16 protein-coding genes, 1 tRNA gene and 1 pseudogene are annotated in these 16,943 nt (G+C 71.2%); 9 read left to right on the forward strand and 9 right to left on the reverse strand.

From position 1 onward, the window contains the following. Nucleotides 1–22: 22 nt before the first annotated feature. Nucleotides 23–259, forward strand: coding sequence for a hypothetical protein (locus tag OG906_RS20025; protein ID WP_267799998.1), 237 nt, complete (start codon nucleotides 23–25; stop codon nucleotides 257–259). Between the two features lie 31 nt (nucleotides 260–290). Here OG906_RS20025 and mscL read toward each other — a convergent pair whose 3' ends face one another. The 7 genes and pseudogenes from mscL to OG906_RS20060 form a co-directional block, all read right to left on the reverse strand. Further along, nucleotides 291–899 (reverse strand): large conductance mechanosensitive channel protein MscL, encoded by a 609-nt coding sequence (gene mscL, locus OG906_RS20030; RefSeq protein WP_329444624.1) that lies wholly within the window; start codon nucleotides 897–899, stop codon nucleotides 291–293. 123 nt (nucleotides 900–1,022) lie between these two features. Beyond that, on the reverse strand, nucleotides 1,023–1,532 hold the full coding sequence (locus OG906_RS20035; protein WP_329444626.1) for a hypothetical protein: 510 nt from the start codon (nucleotides 1,530–1,532) through the stop codon (nucleotides 1,023–1,025). Between the two features lie 154 nt (nucleotides 1,533–1,686). Beyond that, complete coding sequence (locus tag OG906_RS20040) at nucleotides 1,687–2,244, reverse strand: carboxymuconolactone decarboxylase family protein (protein ID WP_329444628.1); 558 nt, start codon at nucleotides 2,242–2,244, stop codon at nucleotides 1,687–1,689. Between the two features lie 197 nt (nucleotides 2,245–2,441). After that, nucleotides 2,442–3,275 (reverse strand): S-methyl-5'-thioadenosine phosphorylase, encoded by an 834-nt coding sequence (locus OG906_RS20045; RefSeq protein WP_267800002.1) that lies wholly within the window; start codon nucleotides 3,273–3,275, stop codon nucleotides 2,442–2,444. A 77-nt stretch (nucleotides 3,276–3,352) separates the two neighbouring features. Further along, the gene (locus OG906_RS20050; RefSeq protein ID WP_267800003.1) at nucleotides 3,353–3,655 is read right to left on the reverse strand and encodes an FmdB family zinc ribbon protein; all 303 of its coding nucleotides are present in this window, start codon (nucleotides 3,653–3,655) and stop codon (nucleotides 3,353–3,355) included. Nucleotides 3,656–3,873: 218 nt separating this feature from the next. After that, nucleotides 3,874–5,145: pseudogene (locus OG906_RS20055) on the reverse strand (MFS transporter); the annotation flags it as partial. Nucleotides 5,146–5,587: 442 nt separating this feature from the next. Continuing rightward, nucleotides 5,588–7,090, reverse strand: a complete 1,503-nt coding sequence (locus tag OG906_RS20060; RefSeq protein WP_329448070.1) for a potassium/proton antiporter — start codon at nucleotides 7,088–7,090, stop codon at nucleotides 5,588–5,590. Nucleotides 7,091–7,331: 241 nt separating this feature from the next. Here OG906_RS20060 and OG906_RS20065 point away from each other — a divergent pair, with 241 nt between their 5' ends. Beyond that, nucleotides 7,332–10,184, forward strand: a complete 2,853-nt coding sequence (locus OG906_RS20065; RefSeq protein WP_329444632.1) for a penicillin acylase family protein — start codon at nucleotides 7,332–7,334, stop codon at nucleotides 10,182–10,184. A 21-nt stretch (nucleotides 10,185–10,205) separates the two neighbouring features. Here the strand turns inward: OG906_RS20065 and OG906_RS20070 are convergent, their stop codons facing one another. Continuing rightward, nucleotides 10,206–10,838 (reverse strand): 5-formyltetrahydrofolate cyclo-ligase, encoded by a 633-nt coding sequence (locus OG906_RS20070; protein ID WP_443067400.1) that lies wholly within the window; start codon nucleotides 10,836–10,838, stop codon nucleotides 10,206–10,208. Between the two features lie 95 nt (nucleotides 10,839–10,933). Here OG906_RS20070 and galU point away from each other — a divergent pair, with 95 nt between their 5' ends. The 7 genes from galU to OG906_RS20105 all read left to right on the forward strand — a co-directional run bounded on the left by galU (nucleotide 10,934) and on the right by OG906_RS20105 (nucleotide 16,305). After that, nucleotides 10,934–11,836 carry a UTP--glucose-1-phosphate uridylyltransferase GalU gene (galU, locus tag OG906_RS20075; RefSeq protein WP_053679757.1) on the forward strand — a complete coding sequence of 301 codons (903 nt, stop codon included), beginning with the start codon at nucleotides 10,934–10,936 and terminating at the stop codon, nucleotides 11,834–11,836. A 4-nt stretch (nucleotides 11,837–11,840) separates the two neighbouring features. Then, entirely contained in the window at nucleotides 11,841–13,181 is a 1,341-nt protein-coding gene (glp, locus tag OG906_RS20080; protein WP_329444636.1) for a molybdotransferase-like divisome protein Glp, read from the forward strand. 73 nt (nucleotides 13,182–13,254) lie between these two features. Then, on the forward strand, nucleotides 13,255–13,734 hold the full coding sequence (gene moaC / locus OG906_RS20085; RefSeq protein ID WP_267800008.1) for a cyclic pyranopterin monophosphate synthase MoaC: 480 nt from the start codon (nucleotides 13,255–13,257) through the stop codon (nucleotides 13,732–13,734). Nucleotides 13,735–13,784: 50 nt separating this feature from the next. Then, on the forward strand, nucleotides 13,785–14,330 hold the full coding sequence (locus OG906_RS20090) for a MogA/MoaB family molybdenum cofactor biosynthesis protein (protein ID WP_392892247.1): 546 nt from the start codon (nucleotides 13,785–13,787) through the stop codon (nucleotides 14,328–14,330). Nucleotides 14,331–14,347: 17 nt separating this feature from the next. Beyond that, on the forward strand, nucleotides 14,348–14,959 hold the full coding sequence (locus OG906_RS20095) for a GNAT family N-acetyltransferase (protein ID WP_329444638.1): 612 nt from the start codon (nucleotides 14,348–14,350) through the stop codon (nucleotides 14,957–14,959). A gap of 150 nt (nucleotides 14,960–15,109) precedes the next feature. Next, a complete protein-coding gene (gene sepX / locus OG906_RS20100) occupies nucleotides 15,110–16,153 on the forward strand; it encodes a divisome protein SepX/GlpR (protein ID WP_267800010.1) in 1,044 nt (347 codons plus the stop codon). A gap of 78 nt (nucleotides 16,154–16,231) precedes the next feature. Next, nucleotides 16,232–16,305: transfer RNA gene (locus OG906_RS20105), tRNA-Ala, on the forward strand. A 125-nt stretch (nucleotides 16,306–16,430) separates the two neighbouring features. Here the strand turns inward: OG906_RS20105 and OG906_RS20110 are convergent. Further along, entirely contained in the window at nucleotides 16,431–16,925 is a 495-nt protein-coding gene (locus OG906_RS20110; RefSeq protein ID WP_329444639.1) for a GNAT family N-acetyltransferase, read from the reverse strand. Nucleotides 16,926–16,943 lie beyond the last annotated feature (18 nt).

The following is a 16,943-nucleotide window of genomic DNA, read 5'->3' on the forward strand; positions in this document are numbered from 1 at the left end:
GGGACGGCCGTACTCTGGAGCCATGAGCACCGCCCCCGCCTCCGACCCGCAGGACGCGCACCACGCGCCCGTGTCCGCGCCCGATCCCGCGGCCCCCGCCGCCAAGCCCAAGCCGAAGGCCAGGCTCGACTTCGACGACCCGCTGGACCGGCAGTCCTCGGACGACACCGACCGGGGATGGGGCGAGCGACCCCCCGCCGGCGGAAGCGCGGCCGACCTGGCCCGCTTCCTCGACGAGAAGCCCCCGCACCACGTCTGAGCGGGGCGGCTCGGAGCGAGCCGTCGCGCCTCTATCCGTGTCCCGGACCCTGGCCGTAGCCGGGGCCCTGCGCGTAGCCCGGACCCTGGCCGTAGCCGGGGCCCTGCGCGTAGCCCGGACCCTGGCCGTAACCCGCACCCTGCCCATGACCCGCTCCGTGGCCGTCGACCGCACCGGAGACGGACGCCGTGCGCTGTGCCACCAGGGTGTCCCGGATCTCCTTGAGGACCACCAGCTCGGTGATCTCCATCGTCTCCTGCACGCCCTCCTTGGCCTTGCGGCGCTGCTCGACCTTGGCCAGGTACTTCGCCATCGGCAGCACCATCAGGAAGTAGACGACGGCCGCGGTGATCAGGAAGGTCAGCGTGGCGTTCAGCACCGAACCCCACATGATGTTCACGCCGGTCGGCTCGCCCTTGGCGTTGACCCCACAGGTGTCCTTCAGACACGAGGAGTAGACGTCCAGGTTCTTGGTGCCCACGGCACCGACCAATGGGCTGATGATCCCCTTCACGATGGAGTTCACGATGTTCGTGAACGCCGCGCCGATGACCACGGCCACCGCCAGGTCGACCACGTTGCCGCGCATCAGGAAGGCCTTGAAGCCTGCCAGGACGCTCTCCTTCTTCTGCTCGCTCACCACTGAGCCTCTCTTCACATCCACAAAACACGGAGCCAACGGTTCCGAAAGCTACGGCAGTACGGGCCCGGCGTGTCCAATCCGTCCTCACCTCAAGGTGACTCGGCTGGGCGCGTGTGCGATTCAACACAGCGTCACCGCCAGGCGTGACACGCTGCCCACCCCCACGAGGGCCCGCGCGGTTTCCCGGGGCACGGACAGGACCACCAGGGCGCCGCCATCCCCGACACCCTGCTCGGGCTCGGGCACTTCGGCAACTCGGGCCGCCACCGCCACCACCCGGGGCGGGCTCGCCCGCTCCGCCGCCACCACGTCCACCCGGTCCCCGGGGCGCAACAGCCGCACGGTCGCCGCGTCCGCGATGCGCACGGGGGCCGACACCATCCGCACCACGGCGGGCGGTGGCTTCGCCTCGGGCGGCGCACCGCCCCGGGAGGCCCGCGCCTGCGTACCGCCCACGGTCAACAGGGCCGCCACGACGGCCAGTCCGGCCGCGCCGACCCGACGCCGACGCCGCAGGGCGCGCCGCAGCCGGTCCCCGCCCCGCCCCACGCGCAGCGGCGGGAAGAGGGGGACGGGACGTGCGGGAGGGCATGCGGAGGAAGAGGGCAGCAGGGATGTGGTCCTGGACATGATGAACACCGCCGGCTTGATCGTGGGCCGAGCCCGGGCCGACGCCCGGACACCCCTCACGATCCGCCGCCCCGCCCGTCTCCGCTCGGGCCTGTGGACGATCCCCAGGTTGTGGACAACCCCGTCACCCCCACGAGGGACCGGCGCGCACGGTTCAGGCCGCGTTCGGGTTCCGGCAGGCCTCCGAGAACCCCTGGCTCGTCAGCCCGAAGGCGCTGTTGACGCGCGAGCGCCAGTTCTCCAGCGCGATCATCGCGGTGAGTTCCACGAACGCGGCCTCGCCGAGGCGGGCGATCAGTTCGGCGGCGAGCGCGTCGGTGACGGTCGGCTCGGTCTCGGTCATGGCCTCGGCGTACTCCATGACCAGCAGTTCCGGCTCGGTGAAGACGTCACGGGCATCGCGCCAGCGCGGCACGTTCCGGGCCTTCTCCGGCGACAGGCCCTTCTCGTGCCCCTCCCAGTAACCGAAGTCCATGCACCACGAGCAGTTGACGCGGGCCGCCGCCGCCATCACCGCGAGGTGCTTCAACTGACCTTCGAGAGCCTGCCACTTCGCCACCTGTCGTTCGAGGCGGACGTACGCGAGGAGGACGCGCGCGTTGTGCCCGTACGCGAGGCCGGGCGCGAGCGCCTTGCCGTAGGCGCGGCGCGCGTACCAGGCGCCGAGGCGGTTGAGCAGGGTGCGGGGCGGGGTGAGCGAGATGCGCGGCATGGTGGTCGCCTCCTGTGCGGGACGGCCCCGATGGCCGGTCCTCCACAGCTCTGACCGGACAGCCCCGCGGAATGTGACACCACGCCTCCCGCTCCCGCGAGACCCACCGCACCCGCCGAAGCCCGGCCGGCCGCGCCCGAGACGACTCCCGGCCCGCCGAACCCCCGGCCCGCGCCCCAGACCGCCCCCGGCCTCCGTTACGGCAGTTCGATGCCCAGGTCCCAGCCGTCGTGCGCGTGCGTGCACAGGCAGGCGCGGGACTCCGTCGGGGGCAGGGCCGCCACCGCGTCGAAGAGGACCTCGCGCAGGCGTCCGACGTTCTCGCCGAACACCTTGAGGACCTCGGTGTGGGACACGCCCTCGCCCGTCTCGGCGCCCGCGTCCAGGTCGGTCACCAGCGCCATGGAGGTGTAGCAGAGTCCCAGCTCGCGGGCGAGGACCGCCTCCGGGTGGCCCGTCATACCGACCACGGACCAGCCCGCCGCGGCGTGCCAGCGCGACTCGGCCCGCGTCGAGAACCGCGGCCCTTCGATGACGACCATGGTGCCGCCGTCCACGGGCTCCCACTCCCGCCCGCGGGCCGCGGCCAAGGCCACGTCGCGTCCGACGGGGCAGTACGGGTCGGCGAAGGTGGTGTGCACGACGTTCGGGACGCTGCCGTCGGGCAGCGGCTCCCCGTCGAAGAAGGTCTGGGCGCGGGACTTCGTACGGTCGACGAGCTGGTCGGGGACGAGCAGCGTGCCCGGACCGTACTCGGCCCGCAGGCCGCCCACCGCGCAGGGGCCGAGCACTTGGCGGACGCCGACCGAGCGCAGGGCCCACAGGTTGGCCCGGTAGTTGATCTTGTGTGGGGGCACGGTGTGGCTGCGCCCGTGCCGCGGCAGGAAGGCCACCGACCGGCCGGCCAGCTCGCCCAGGTACAGGGAGTCGCTGGGAGGCCCGTACGGGGTCTCGACCTGCACCTCCGTGACGTCCTCCAGGAAGGAGTAGAAGCCCGAGCCGCCGATGACACCGATCTCTGCATTCGCCATGCGGTCAGCCTAACCGGGCATGCGTGAGGCCCCGCTGCCCAAAGAGGGCGGCGGGGCCTTACGGAAGACTGACGGGATCAGGCTGCCGAGGTGGAGCTGCCGGTTCCGGACGTCGAGGACGACGAGGCGGCCGGGGCGGCAGCCGTCGAGGTCGTGGACGACGTGGACGCCGGCTTCGAGGCAGGGGTGCTGCTCGACGAGGCGCCGCGGCTGTCGTTCCGGTAGAAACCGGAGCCCTTGAAGACGATGCCGACCGCGGAGAACACCTTCTTCAGGCGTCCGTCGCAGTTCGGGCACACGGTCAGTGCGTCATCGGTGAACTTCTGCACGGCCTCAAGGCCCTCACCGCACTCGGTGCACTGGTACTGGTAGGTCGGCACGAATTTCCTCCTGGCACTCTGACTCAATGAGTGCTAACGACGCTCCATGGTGACGTATTCCGGCCGATCAGTCCACCGTCGTCGGCGCGCGGTGACCGAGGCCACGCTCAGACGCTGGTCAGATCACGCTGCCGGCCGCGCCGGGCGGTGCTGCCCGTGACGGTCTCCGCGTCGGTCGCGGAAGCCGTCTCCGGGGCGTTCTCGGGGGTGTCGCCCGAGTCGGCCTCCGTGGCGCTCTCGTGGGTGGACGAGGCGTTCACGATCCGGCTCGGCGCCTTCGGCGCGAGCTTGGACCGCAGGGCCAGCAGGGTGACCAGCGCCAGGGCGGTGGCCGCCAGCGGCACGAGGAAGCCGTACGAGGAACCGTGCGCGTCGGTCAGTCGACCGGCGACGATCACCGCGATGGCCTGCCCGAAGGCGACCGCGCCGGTGAGCCAGGTGAAGGCCTCGGTGCGGGCGTTCGCCGGGATCAGCGACTCGACCATGGTGTAACCGGTGATCAGGGCCGGGGCGATGCACAGTCCGACGAACAGGCCGAGCGCGGCCAGCATGACCATCGAGTCGGCGGTCCACAGCAGGGACGCGAAGGCGGTCAGGCCGATGTAGCCGAACAGCAGCCGGCGGCGCGGGCCGATCTTCCAGGCGATGGCGCCGCAGGCGATGCCGGCGATCATGTTGCCTGCGGCGAAGACGCCGTACAGCAGGCCGTTGGCGCCGGGGTTGCCGATCTCGTTGGAGAAGGCGGCCAGGGAGACCTGCATGCCGCCGAAGACGGCGCCGATCCCGAGGAAGGCGACGATCAGGACGCGCAGACCGGGGGAGGTCAGGGCCGAGACGCGCTTGGCCTCGCCGATGACCTGGACGTGTGCCGGGGGCTGGGTCCGACGCTGCGCGGCGAACAGCAGCCCGCCGAGGAGGCTCAGGGTCGCCTCGGTGATCAGACCGGCGGCGGGGTGGATGCCGGTGCACAGCGCGGTCGCGAGGACCGGGCCGACGACGAAGGTGAACTCGTCGGTGACGGACTCGAACGCGGCGGCCGTCGGCAGCAGCGGCGAGCCCTCCAGCTTCGCGGCCCAGCGGGCCCGGACCATCGGGCCGACCTGCGGCACCGAGGCGCCGGCGGGGATCGCGGCGGCGGCGAGCGCCCAGACCGGCGCGCCGGCCAGGGCCAGCGCGGCCAGGCCGGTGACGGCGGCGGAGTGGATCAGTACGACCGGCAGCAGGACGGCGCTCTGGCCGTGGCGGTCGGTGAGGTTGCCCATCAGGGGGGCGCACAGCGCCATGGAGATGCCGGTGACGGCGGCGACGATGCCGGCGTTGGCGTAGGAGCCGGTGGTGTGCTGGACGAGCAGCAGGATGCTGATGGTCAGCATGCCGAACGGCAGTCGGGCGGCGAAGCCCGGGAGAAGGAAGCCGAGGGCGCCGGGAGTGCGCAGGAGCTGTCCGTAGCCGGGGCGGGCGGACGTGTCGGTCGTGACCGCGGATGTCACGGCCTGGCCTTTCCGCTGCCTGGTAGAACTCCCCGACTGCGGACGATGCATCACCTTGTGAGCGATCGCACCCGTACATGTGGGAGCCCCGAGAGCTGTCCTCTTGCGCAGAACCGAGTGATACCTGGGCGCCCACTGCGGGAGGGTGCCACGGCCGCTTTGCGGTCGCGCCAGCTCTGCGTCAGGCAGAGTTGGTTCGATGTGGTGTGCCTTCATCGTACAGGGGGATTCCCTATCACGCCCTGTGATTACGACGACAGCCGGTGCCTTCACCTGGGATTAACTGGAACTTCGCATTCCAGAACCCCGAAATATGGGGATTCAGTGGGGCATACTCCCCCGAAAATGGCCGAATTAGAACGTCGCTCTAACCCCGGCCTCGCACGAATCGTTCACTGAATCGTTCACTGAATCCTTCACTTGCGAGTCGCGCGCTCGCGGCTCACGCGTGCCCCTCACCCGTTCCGAGCCAGCCCGCGAGCTTGCCGCCCCGCGCCACCGCGCGCAGCCGCGCCTCCGCCGCGTCCCGTACCGGATCGGTCGCCACGACCAGCAGTTCGTCCCCGCGTCGCAGCACGGTGGAGGGGGCCGGCACGAAGCTCTTCGCGTCCCGGACCACCAGCGTCACCGAGGCTCCCGCCGGCAGGCGCAGTTCGCTGACCTCCACGCCGTGCATCCGCGAGGCGGCCGGAATCGCGAAGGACAGCAGGTGCCCGCGCAGCTTCTCCAGCGGCGCCGACTCGATGCCCAGGTCGGAGGCGCTTTCGTCGGTGTTCCCGAGCTTCAGCTTGCGCGCGAGCCAGGGCAGGGTCGGCCCCTGGACCAGCGTGTAGACGACGACGAGCACGAAGACGATGTTGAAGACCCGGTCGCTGCCCTCGATCCCGGAAACCATGGGGATGGTCGCCAGGATGATGGGCACGGCGCCGCGCAGGCCCGCCCAGGACATCAGGGCCTGTTCCTGCCAGGGGAGGCGGAACGGCAGGAGGGAGACGAAGACCTCCAGGGGGCGCGCGACCATCGTCAGCACCAGCCCGATGATCACCGCCGGCCAGAAGTCGTGGATCAGCTCGTGCGGGGTGACCAGCAGGCCGAGCAGCACGAACATGCCGATCTGCGCGATCCAGCCGAGTCCGTCGGCGAACCCGCGGGTGGCCGGCCAGTGCGGCAGCTTCGCGTTCCCGAGCACCATGGCGGCGAGGTACACCGCGAGGAAGCCGGAGCCGTGCGCCATGGCGCCGGCCGCGTACGCGGTGATGGCGATGGCCATCACGGCGATCGGGTAGAGGCCCGAGGCGGGGAGCGCCACGTGCCGCAGTCCGTACGAGCCGAGGAAGCCGACCGCCAGGCCGATCGCGGCGCCGATCGCCAGCTCAAGGGCGATCTTGCCGATCAGCATGTACCAGGGGTCCACGGGGCCGACGGTCGCGAAGGCGACCACCAGGATGACCACGGGAGCGTCGTTGAAGCCGGACTCCGCCTCCAGCACACCCGTGATCCGGGAGGGGAGCGGAACCTTGCGCAGTACGGAGAAGACGGCGGCGGCGTCCGTCGAGGAGACGACCGCGCCGATGAGGAGGGCCTGCCGCCATTCGAGCCCGACGAGGTAGTGCGCCCCCGCCGCGGTGACGCCGACGCTGATGGCGACGCCCACCAGCGACAGTGAGATCGCCGCCGGCAGGGCCGGTTTGATCTCTTTCCACTTGGTGCCCAGACCACCCTCGGCGAGGATCACGACGAGCGCGGCATAGCCGATGACCTGGGTCAGTTCGGCGTTGTCGAAGACGACGTTGCCGATCCCGTCCTGGCCTATCGCGATGCCTATGCCGAGGTAGATGAGCAGGCTGGGGAGGCCGCTGCGTGAAGAGATGCGTACCGCCGCGACGGCGACGAGCAGCACGAGCGAGCAGACCAGCAGGAGCTCATTGAGCGTGTGGACAGTCAGCGGGCGGCCCTTTCCTCAGAGCGCCCGCGGACCGACGGATCGTTCCTCCCGGGGCGCGTCCGGCAAGTACTTCGTTACCTTACCTAATCTTTGACGATTCCTTGACGCGATAGTCACATTGTGAAACGCGGTAACGGCCCTGTCCTCAGCAGCTCGACCCCTGGCGGATCATCGGACCCGGTCCTGCGCCTATGGTTGCTCCCAGCACTCCCAGGACCACCCTGCCCCTCTAAGGACAGCGATGCCCGCCAACGAAACCGGCCCTTCCGTCAAGAAGAAGGGACGACGCGCACGTCTGATCGTGCTCGTCATGGTCCTGGCGCTCTTGGCGGGCCTCGGCTACGGGGCTTACTGGAGCGTCGACAGCGTGCGCGCCTCCTTCCCCCAGACCACCGGCTCCCTGAAGGTCCCCGGCCTGACCGGGACCGTCGACGTCAAGCGTGACGAGCACGGGATCCCGCAGCTCTACGCCGACAGCGACGAGGACCTCTTCCGCGCCCAGGGATTCGTCCACGCGCAGGACCGCTTCTGGGAGATGGACGTCCGCCGTCACATGACGTCCGGGCGGCTCTCCGAGATGTTCGGCTCCGGCCAGGTCGAGACCGACGCCTTCCTGCGCACCCTCGGCTGGCGCCAGGTCGCGCAGGCCGAGTACGACACCAAGCTCTCGCCGGAGACGAAGAAGTACCTCCAGGCCTACGCCGACGGTGTCAACGCGTACCTGAAGGGGAAGTCCGGCAAGAGCCTGTCCGTCGAGCACGCCGCCCTCAAGCTCAGCGACGACTACGCGCCCGAGCAGTGGACCCCGGTCGACTCGGTGGCCTGGCTCAAGGCGATGGCCTGGGACCTGCGCGGCAACATGCAGGACGAGATCGACCGCTCGCTGATGTCGGGCAAGCTCTCGCCGCAGCAGATCAACGACCTCTACCCGGCGTACCCCTTCGACCGGAACAAGCCGATCGTCGACGGCGGCGCGGTCACGGGTGGCAAGTACGCCCCGCAGGGCCAGTCGGGCTCGGGCAACGGCTCCGGCAACAGCAACGGCTCTGGCAACGGCAACGGCAACGGCTCCGGCAACGGCGTGGGCAACGGTTCGCAGGCCTCCGCGAACCCGGGCACCACCACCGGCCTCGCCGAGGACGCCACCGCCCAGGGCGCGAGCGTCGGCCTGCGCACCGGCCTGACCTCCCTCGCCAAGACCCTCGACCAGATCCCGGCCATCCTCGGCCCCAACGGCAGCGGCATCGGATCCAACTCCTGGGTCATCGCCGGCACGTACACGACCACCGGCAAGCCGCTGCTGGCGAACGACCCCCACCTCTCCCCGCAGCTGCCCTCGGTCTGGTACCAGATGGGCCTGCACTGCCGCGCGGCCTCGCCCCGGTGCCAGTACGACGTCGCCGGCTACACCTTCTCGGGCATGCCCGGCGTGGTCATCGGCCACAACGCCGACATCGCCTGGGGCATGACCAACCTCGGTGCCGACGTCACCGACCTCTACCTGGAGCAGGTCAAGCCCGAGGGCTACCTCTACGGCGGCAAGGTCGTCCCCTTCGTCACCCGCGAGGAGACGATCAAGATCGCCGGCGGTGGCGAGAAGAAGATCACCGTCCGCACCACGAACAACGGGCCGCTGGTCTCCGATCGCAGCGACGACCTCGCCGGCGTCGGCACCCGCGCCCCGGTCGCGAGCTCCGCCCCCGACCGCGGCAACGGCTACGCCGTCGCCCTGCGCTGGACGGCGCTGGACCCGGGCAAGTCGATGGACGCGGTCTTCAAGATCAACCGGGCCAAGGACTTCAACAGCTTCCGCGCTGCGGCGCGCGACTTCGAGGTCCCCTCGCAGAACCTGATCTACGCCGACAACAAGGGCCCCAACGGGAACATCGGCTACCAGGCACCCGGCCGCATCCCGATCCGCACCACGGGCGACGGTCGCATGCCGGCCCCCGGCTGGGACCCGAAGTACGCGTGGAAGAGCGGCAACGCGGGCTACATCCCGCAGGACGAGATGCCGTGGGACCTGAACCCGGCCCGCGGCTACATCGTCACCGCCAACCAGGCGGTCGTCGAGAGCGGCAGCGGCGCGGGGAAGTACCCGCACCTGTTGACCACCGACTGGGGATACGGCGCCCGCAGCCAGCGGATCAACGACCTCATCGAGGCGAAGACCAAGGACAACGGCAAGATCTCCACCGATGACATGCGGACCATGCAGATGGACAACAGCAGCGAGATCGCCGCGCTGCTGACCCCGATGCTGGCCAAGATCCAGATCTCCGACCCGGACGTGCGCTCCGCGCAGAAGCTGCTGGACGGCTGGAACTACACCCAGGAGCCCGACTCGGCGGCGGCCGCGTACTTCAACGCGGTCTGGCGCAACATCCTCAAGCTGTCCTTCGGCGACAAGATGCCGAAGGAGCTGCGGGTCGAGGGCAGCTGCATGAACGTCCGGGCCGAGAGCACCGGCCCCGTCGACGACCTCGCCGAGACGGTGCGCGAGTGCGGTACGCGCGGCCCCGACTCGGCGCAGCCCGATGGTGGCGACCGCTGGTTCGAGGTGGTCCGGCGCCTGGTCAAGGACGAGAAGTCGGCGTGGTGGCAGGCACCCGCCGCGCGCAACAAGCCGGCCACCAAGACCCGCGACGAGCTGTTCGCGCGGGCCATGAAGGACGCCCGCTGGGAGCTGACCGCCAAGCTCGGCAAGGACCAGTCCACCTGGAGCTGGGGCCGCATGCACCAGCTGACGCTGAAGAACCAGACCATCGGCACCGAGGGCCCGGGCTACCTGAAGTGGCTGCTGAACCGGGGCCCCTGGAACCTGGGCGGCGGCGAGGCCACCGTCAACGCCACCGGCTGGAACGCCTCCAGCGGCTACGGGGTGACCTGGGTGCCGTCGATGCGGATGGTCGTGAACCTCAACGACCTGGACAAGTCCCGCTGGATCAACCTGACCGGCGCCTCGGGGCACGCGTACCACTCCCACTACACCGACCAGACGACGCTGTGGGCCAAGGGCGAGCTGCTCGACTGGCCCTTCGGCAAGGCGGCCGTCGACAAGGCCACGGTCGACACGCTCACGCTGAAGCCATAGGCGACGGATCGGGGCGAGGGCTCAGAAACGGATCACCCCCGACGGGGTGGCCACCGCCTGAACGGGGTGGTCGTGCGGTTCCTCCGGGACCCGCGCGACCACCTCTTCGTCGTGGAGGAGCACGACGAGCGCGGGACGCGCCCCGGCCCGCTCCAGCCGTTCCAGCACCCGGTCGTACGAGCCCCCTCCGCGCCCGAGCCGCATGCCGCGCCGGTCCACGGCCAGCCCCGGCAGCAGGACGGCGTCGGCCCCGCTGACCGCGTCCGGGCCGAGGGGCGGCCCGGCGGGCTCCAGCAGGCGCATCTTCCCGGGGTGCGCGGCCTCGGCGAGGCCGTCCGGGCCCTCGTACACGGCCCAGTCGAGGTCGTTGTCGGGGAGCAGCAGGGGCAGCAGGACCCGCTTGCCGGCGGCCCGGAGCGCGTCGAGCAGTTCCCGCGTGCCGGGTTCGCCGCCGACGGAGACGTACGCGGCGACCGTGCGGGCGTCGGCGAGTTCGGGCAGTTCGAGGGCGGTGCGGGAGAGCGCGAGGGCCGCCGCGCGACGGGCCTCGGGGGACAGGGAGCGGCGGGCGGCGAGGAGTTCACGACGCAGCGTGGCCTTTTCGGCCACCGGGGCCGCCGGGTTTCGGGAGGGACGTGACGGCTTCTCTACCACGACTGACTCAACTATCCTTTCAAACCATCCGATAAGCGGTCTTATCTGTCGGAATCTGTCCTGGTGGTTCTGTAGGACCCACTATCGTTCTGCCCATGACTCAGTCGCACCCCGTGATCAAGAAGGCCGTCATCCCGGCCGCGGGCCTCGGCACTCGGTTCCTTCCGGCGACCAAGGCGACCCCCAAGGAAATGCTTCCGGTCGTCGACAAGCCGGCGATCCAGTACGTCGTCGAGGAGGCCGTCTCCGCCGGCCTGGACGACGTACTCATGATCACAGGGCGCAACAAGCGCGCCCTCGAAGACCATTTCGACCGGAACTACGAGCTGGAATCGGCCCTCATCGCCAAGGGTGACGACGACCGTCTCAAGAAGGTCCAGGAGTCCAGCGACCTCGCGACCATGCACTACGTGCGCCAGGGCGACCCGCGCGGACTCGGGCACGCCGTGCTCTGCGCCGAGCCGCACGTGGGCCGCGAGCCCTTCGCCGTCCTGCTCGGCGACGACCTCATCGACCCCCGCGACCCGCTGCTGCGCCGCATGGTCGACATCCACGCCGAGACCGGCGGCACCGTCGTCGCCCTCATGGAGGTCGATCCCGCCAGCGTCCACCTCTACGGCTGCGCCGCCGTCGCGCCGACCGACGACCCCGACGTCGTCCGGGTGACCGGACTCGTGGAGAAGCCGGACGCGGCGGACGCACCCAGCAATTACGCGGTCATCGGACGCTATGTCCTCAACCCGGCGATCTTCGGCATACTGCGGGAGACCGAGCCGGGCCGCGGCGGGGAGATCCAGCTCACCGATGCCCTGCAGAAGCTGGCCGCCGACGAGAGCGTGGGCGGCCCGGTGCACGGCGTGGTCTTCCGCGGCCGCCGCTACGACACCGGGGACCGCGGGGACTACCTGCGGGCCATCGTCCGTCTCGCGTGCGAGCGTGAGGACCTGGGCCCGGAGTTCCGCACCTGGCTTCACCGTTACGTCACGGAGGAGATGTAGCACCTTGACCAGTTCCGCACCGCAGGGCACCGATCACGACCGTCTGTGGTCGGTGGACGAGCACCTCGCGGACATCCTCGCCGCCGTCCGGCCGCTGGAGCCCATCGAACTCCACCTGCTCGACGCCCAGGGCTGTGTCCTGGTCGAGGACGTCACCGTGCCCGTCGCCCTCCCGCCCTTCGACAACAGCTCGATGGACGGCTACGCCGTCCGCACGGCCGACGTCCAGGGCGCGAGCGAGGAGTTCCCCGCGGTGCTGACGGTCATCGGGGACGTCGCCGCGGGCAGCGGTGAGCTGCCCACGGTCGGCCCCGGACAGGCCGCCCGCATCATGACCGGCGCCCCGTTGCCGCCCGGCGCGGAAGCCGTCGTACCGGTCGAGTGGACCGACGGCGGGACCGGCGGGGGCGCCGCGGTCGGCATGACCCCGGCCAGCTCCGCGCCCGAGGGCGCGGGCGGCGAGGTACGGGTGCACCGCGCCGCCGAGGCCCGGGCGCACGTCCGCTCCCGCGGCAGCGACGTACAGGCCGGGGACCTCGCCCTGGCCGCCGGCACGGTGCTCGGCCCGCCGCAGATCGCCCTGCTGGCCGCCATCGGACGGGGCACGGTGCGGGTCCGGCCGCGGCCCCGCGTGGTCGTCCTGTCCACCGGCAGCGAGCTGGTCCAGCCGGGCGAACCGCTGACCGCGGGCACCATCTACGACTCCAACAGCTTCGCGCTGGCCGCCGCGGCGCGGGACGCCGGGGCCATCGCCTACCGGGTCGGCGCGGTCGCCGACGACGCGGACACCCTGCGCTCCACCATCGAGGACCAGCTGGTCCGGGCCGACCTGCTGGTCACCACCGGCGGCGTCAGCGTCGGCGCGTACGACGTGGTCAAGGAGGCCCTGACCGCCGTGGCCGCCGGCGAGGACGACGTGGACGGCGGCGGCATCGACTTCCGCAAGCTCGCCATGCAGCCCGGCAAGCCCCAGGGCTTCGGCACCATCGGCCCCGACCACACCCCGCTGCTGGCGCTGCCCGGCAACCCGGTCTCCTCCTACGTCTCCTTCGAGCTGTTCGTGCGCCCCGCCATCCGCACCCTGATGGGCCTGCCCGAGTCCGCCGTCAGCCGTCCGGTGGTACGGGCCGCGCTGGAGGCCGACAAGGCCATCGGCTCCCCGGCCGGCCGCAGGCAGTTCCTGCGCGGCACGTACGACCCGCAGAGCGCGACGGTCAGCCCGGTCGGCGGATCGGGGTCGCACCTGATCGCCGCGCTGGCGCACGCCGACTCGCTGATCGTCGTACCGGAGGACGTCACCTCGGTGGAGCCGGGGGCCGAGCTGGAAGTGGTCCTGCTCGGCTGAGGTGCCGCAGGTGCGGGTAGCGTGTTGCACCACACAGGCCCTTGCGGGGCCCGGAGCGGGAGCGGCACCAGATATGAGCACGCAGAGCAGGCTGACGCACATCGACGAGGCCGGCGCGGCCCGGATGGTGGACGTATCGGCGAAGGACGTCACCACCCGGACGGCGCGAGCCAGCGGGCGGGTCCTCGTCTCCCCCCGGGTCGTCGAACTGCTGCGGGGCGAGGGCGTGCCGAAGGGCGACGCCCTCGCCACCGCGCGGATCGCCGGGATCATGGGGGCGAAGAAGACCCCCGACCTGATCCCGCTCTGCCACCCGCTGGCCGTCTCGGGGGTGAAGGTGGACCTGAGGGTCGCCGACGACGCCGTCGAGATCCTCGCCACCGTGAAGACCACGGACCGCACGGGCGTCGAGATGGAGGCGCTGACCGCGGTCGCGGTCGCCGGACTCACCGTGATCGACATGGTCAAGGCCGTCGACAAGGGCGCCGTCATCACGGACGTCCGGGTGGAGGAGAAGACCGGCGGCAAGTCGGGCGACTGGACCCGCGCGTGAACGCCCCGCGCGGCGGCGAGGTCCACAGCCACCTGAGCCACGTACCGCCGGTGGCGGGCGAGGCCTGGGCGGCACGGCCCGACGCCCCCGAGGCACCGCCCGTGACGCGCGCGCTCGTGATCACCGCCTCCAACCGCGCCTCACAGGGCGTGTACGCCGACAAGGGCGGCCCGCTGCTGGCCGAGGCGCTGGGCGCGCTCGGCTTCGCCGTGGACGGCCCGCGGGTCGTCCCGGACGGGGACCCCGTCGAGCAGGCGCTGCGCGAGGGCGTGGCCGCCGGGTACGACGTCATCCTGACCACCGGCGGTACCGGCATCTCGCCGACCGACCGGACCCCCGACGCCACCGCGAAGGTCCTCGACTACGAGATCCCCGGGATCCCGCAGGCCATCCGTGCGCAGGGCCTGGCGAAGGTGCCGACCGCGGCGCTGTCCCGGGGGCTGGCGGGGGTCGCCGGCCACACGCTGATCGTGAACCTGCCCGGCTCCACCGGCGGGGTCCGCGACGGACTCGCGGTGCTGTCCCGGATCCTGCCGCACGCCGTGGACCAGATCCGGGGTGGCGACCACCCGAGACCGTCGGGGAGCGCGAGCTGAACGGCCCGTCCTGGCCCGTGGTGCTGACGGACGGCGACGTCACGCTGCGGCCGATAAAGCTGCGGGACCAGCGCGCCTGGCGCGAGGTGAACCGCCGCAACCGCGAGTGGTTGCGGCCGTGGGAGGCCACGATCCCGCCGCCCGCGCCGTGGGGACCGGTGATCCACCGGCCGACGTACCGTCAAATGGTGCGCCACCTGCGGGCGGAGGCGAACGCGGGGCGGATGCTGCCGTTCGTCATCGAGTACCAGGGGCGTCTCGTCGGCCAGTTGACGGTCGCCGGGATCACCTGGGGTTCCATGTGCGCGGGCCACGTCGGCTACTGGGTGGACCGCGACGTGGCGGGACGCGGGGTGATGCCGACGGCCGTCGCGCTCGCCGTGGACCACTGCTTCGCGAAGGTCGGGCTGCACCGCATCGAGGTGTGCATCAGGCCGGAGAACGGGCCCAGTCGACGGGTCGTCGAGAAGCTCGGGTTCCGGGAGGAGGGCGTGCGACCGCGCTACCTCCACATCGACGGGGCATGGCGGGACCACCTGGTCTTCGCGCTCACGGTGGAGGAGCTTCCCGAGGGACTGCTGAGCCGCTGGCACCGGGTGGCCGGACACCGCGGAGCCCCGCCGAAATAGCGGAATCGCAAACACGTTCGAATTCGTGGCCGATTCGCCCATAACCTGATCCGAAGAATCACAAAAAAAGTCCGTGATATCAGCGAGATCGTGCGACACACCGGCTCAATTGGCTGATCCGCTCGCCCGCGCCCCTCTACGGTGTGTGGTGTGAGCAGCAGCGGCCTCATCTACGCAGTCATTGTGGGGGCCTGGGCCGCCTACTTGGTGCCCATGTGGCTCCGGAGGCAGGACGAGCTGAACGAAGCCCGTCCGACGGAACGCTTCTCCACTGCCATCCGGCTGCTTTCCGGCCGGGCGGGAATGGAGCGCCGTTACGCCAAGGGGCTGCGCGAGCGCGGTGCCGAAGAGGTGGAACCCCAGCCCCACGCGGACCCGGACGCGGCGACGGAGACGGTGCATTCCGTCGACGCCGACGCCCGGGTCCTCGACGTGCCTCCGACCAGGGCGGAGCCCAGGTCGGCCGGTGCCGAACGGGCGGAGCGGGCCCGGCGGGAACAGCGCCTCCAGGTGCTGGCGCGCCGCAGGCGCACCACCGCGCTCCTCTTCCTGATCTTCACCCTCGGGGCGATCGTCGCCGCGGTCGGCGGACTGCGCTACCTGTGGGCGCCCGCCCTCCCGGCCCTGCTGCTGAGCACCTACATCGTGCACCTGCGGGTCCAGGAGCGGCGGCGCTACGAGTTCACGATGGACCGGCGGCGCGCGGAGGCCGCCGCCCGCCGGCTCCGCGAGAACCGCCCGCACCGCCGCGAGGCGGAGTCCGCCGCCGGCGCCGAACCGGACCCCTCTCCACCGGTCTCTCCGCAGGAGGCCGGCCGGCGCGCGCTGGTCGAACAGACCGACCACGCCGAGTGGGTGGACCAGCAGCGCGAACGCGAACGCGGCCCCGCCCGAGGTGACAGCTGGGAGCCCGTCCCCGTGCCGCTCCCGACGTACGTGACGGCCCCCGTGGCCCCGCGTGCCACCGGACCGGCCTCCCCGGACGGCTGGAGCGCCACCCGTTCCAGCACGGCCGAGCCGACGGAACCCCGACTGCGCGCCCAGCCGGCCGTCCCGGCGCCGGCCTCCGAGCCGGAGCCGAAGTCGGAGCCCAAGATCCCCGTCACCCCGCGCCCGCGCGGCCGGGACCGGGGCCGCACCCCGCTCTTCGACCAGTACGAGGGCGAGGACCGGCCGCGTGCCGCGAACGAGTGATCGGTGACCTGCGCGGACACCTCGGGGAACCGGTTTTGGAGCACCCGCGCGGGGATGCTAATGTTTCACACGTCGCAAGGGCCTGTGGCGCAGTCTGGTAGCGCACCTCGTTCGCATCGAGGGGGTCTGGGGTTCAAATCCCCACAGGTCCACAGACAAGAGATCCCGTCCGGTCGCAAGACCGGGCGGGATCTTTCTTTTGTCCGGGGCCCGTTGGCCACCCGCACCCCGGGGCCTCGGCTCCGGCGGCGGTGCGGGCGCCCGCCGTGTGGTGCGGTCAGGGACGCAGCGGCTTCGTCATGCAGCGGCTGGAGTCGTGGAAACGGTAGTGGCCGAACTTCTCCGACAGCGTGTAGCCCGACGAGCCGTAGAGGGCGATGGCCTCCGGCTGTTGGTCGCCGGTTTCGAGGACCATGCGGGTGCGCCCCGCCGCCCGGGCGTCGTCCTCCAGCACGGCCAGGATGCGCCGGGCCAGACCGAGGCCGCGGGCCCCGGGGACCACGTACATCCGCTTGATCTCGGCGTCGCCGTCCGAGTAGCCCTCCTCGCTCCGGTCCTGGCGGCGCCAGGCACCGCTGGCCACCGGGCTGTCCGAGACGTCGTAGGCGAGGAGGTAGAGGCCGTTCGGCGGGACGAACATCGCCGGGTCGAGGAAGGTGGCGTCACCCTCCCCCTGGTAGCGCTCCTGGTATTCGATCTGTACCTGGGCGTCGAGTTTCGCCGCGTCGGGGTGGTCGTAGGCGACGGTGCGCAGGGTTATCCCATGAGACATCCGAACATCGTACGGAAC

This window comes from Streptomyces sp. NBC_01426 (genome assembly GCF_036231985.1).
GTDB lineage: Bacteria > Actinomycetota > Actinomycetes > Streptomycetales > Streptomycetaceae > Streptomyces.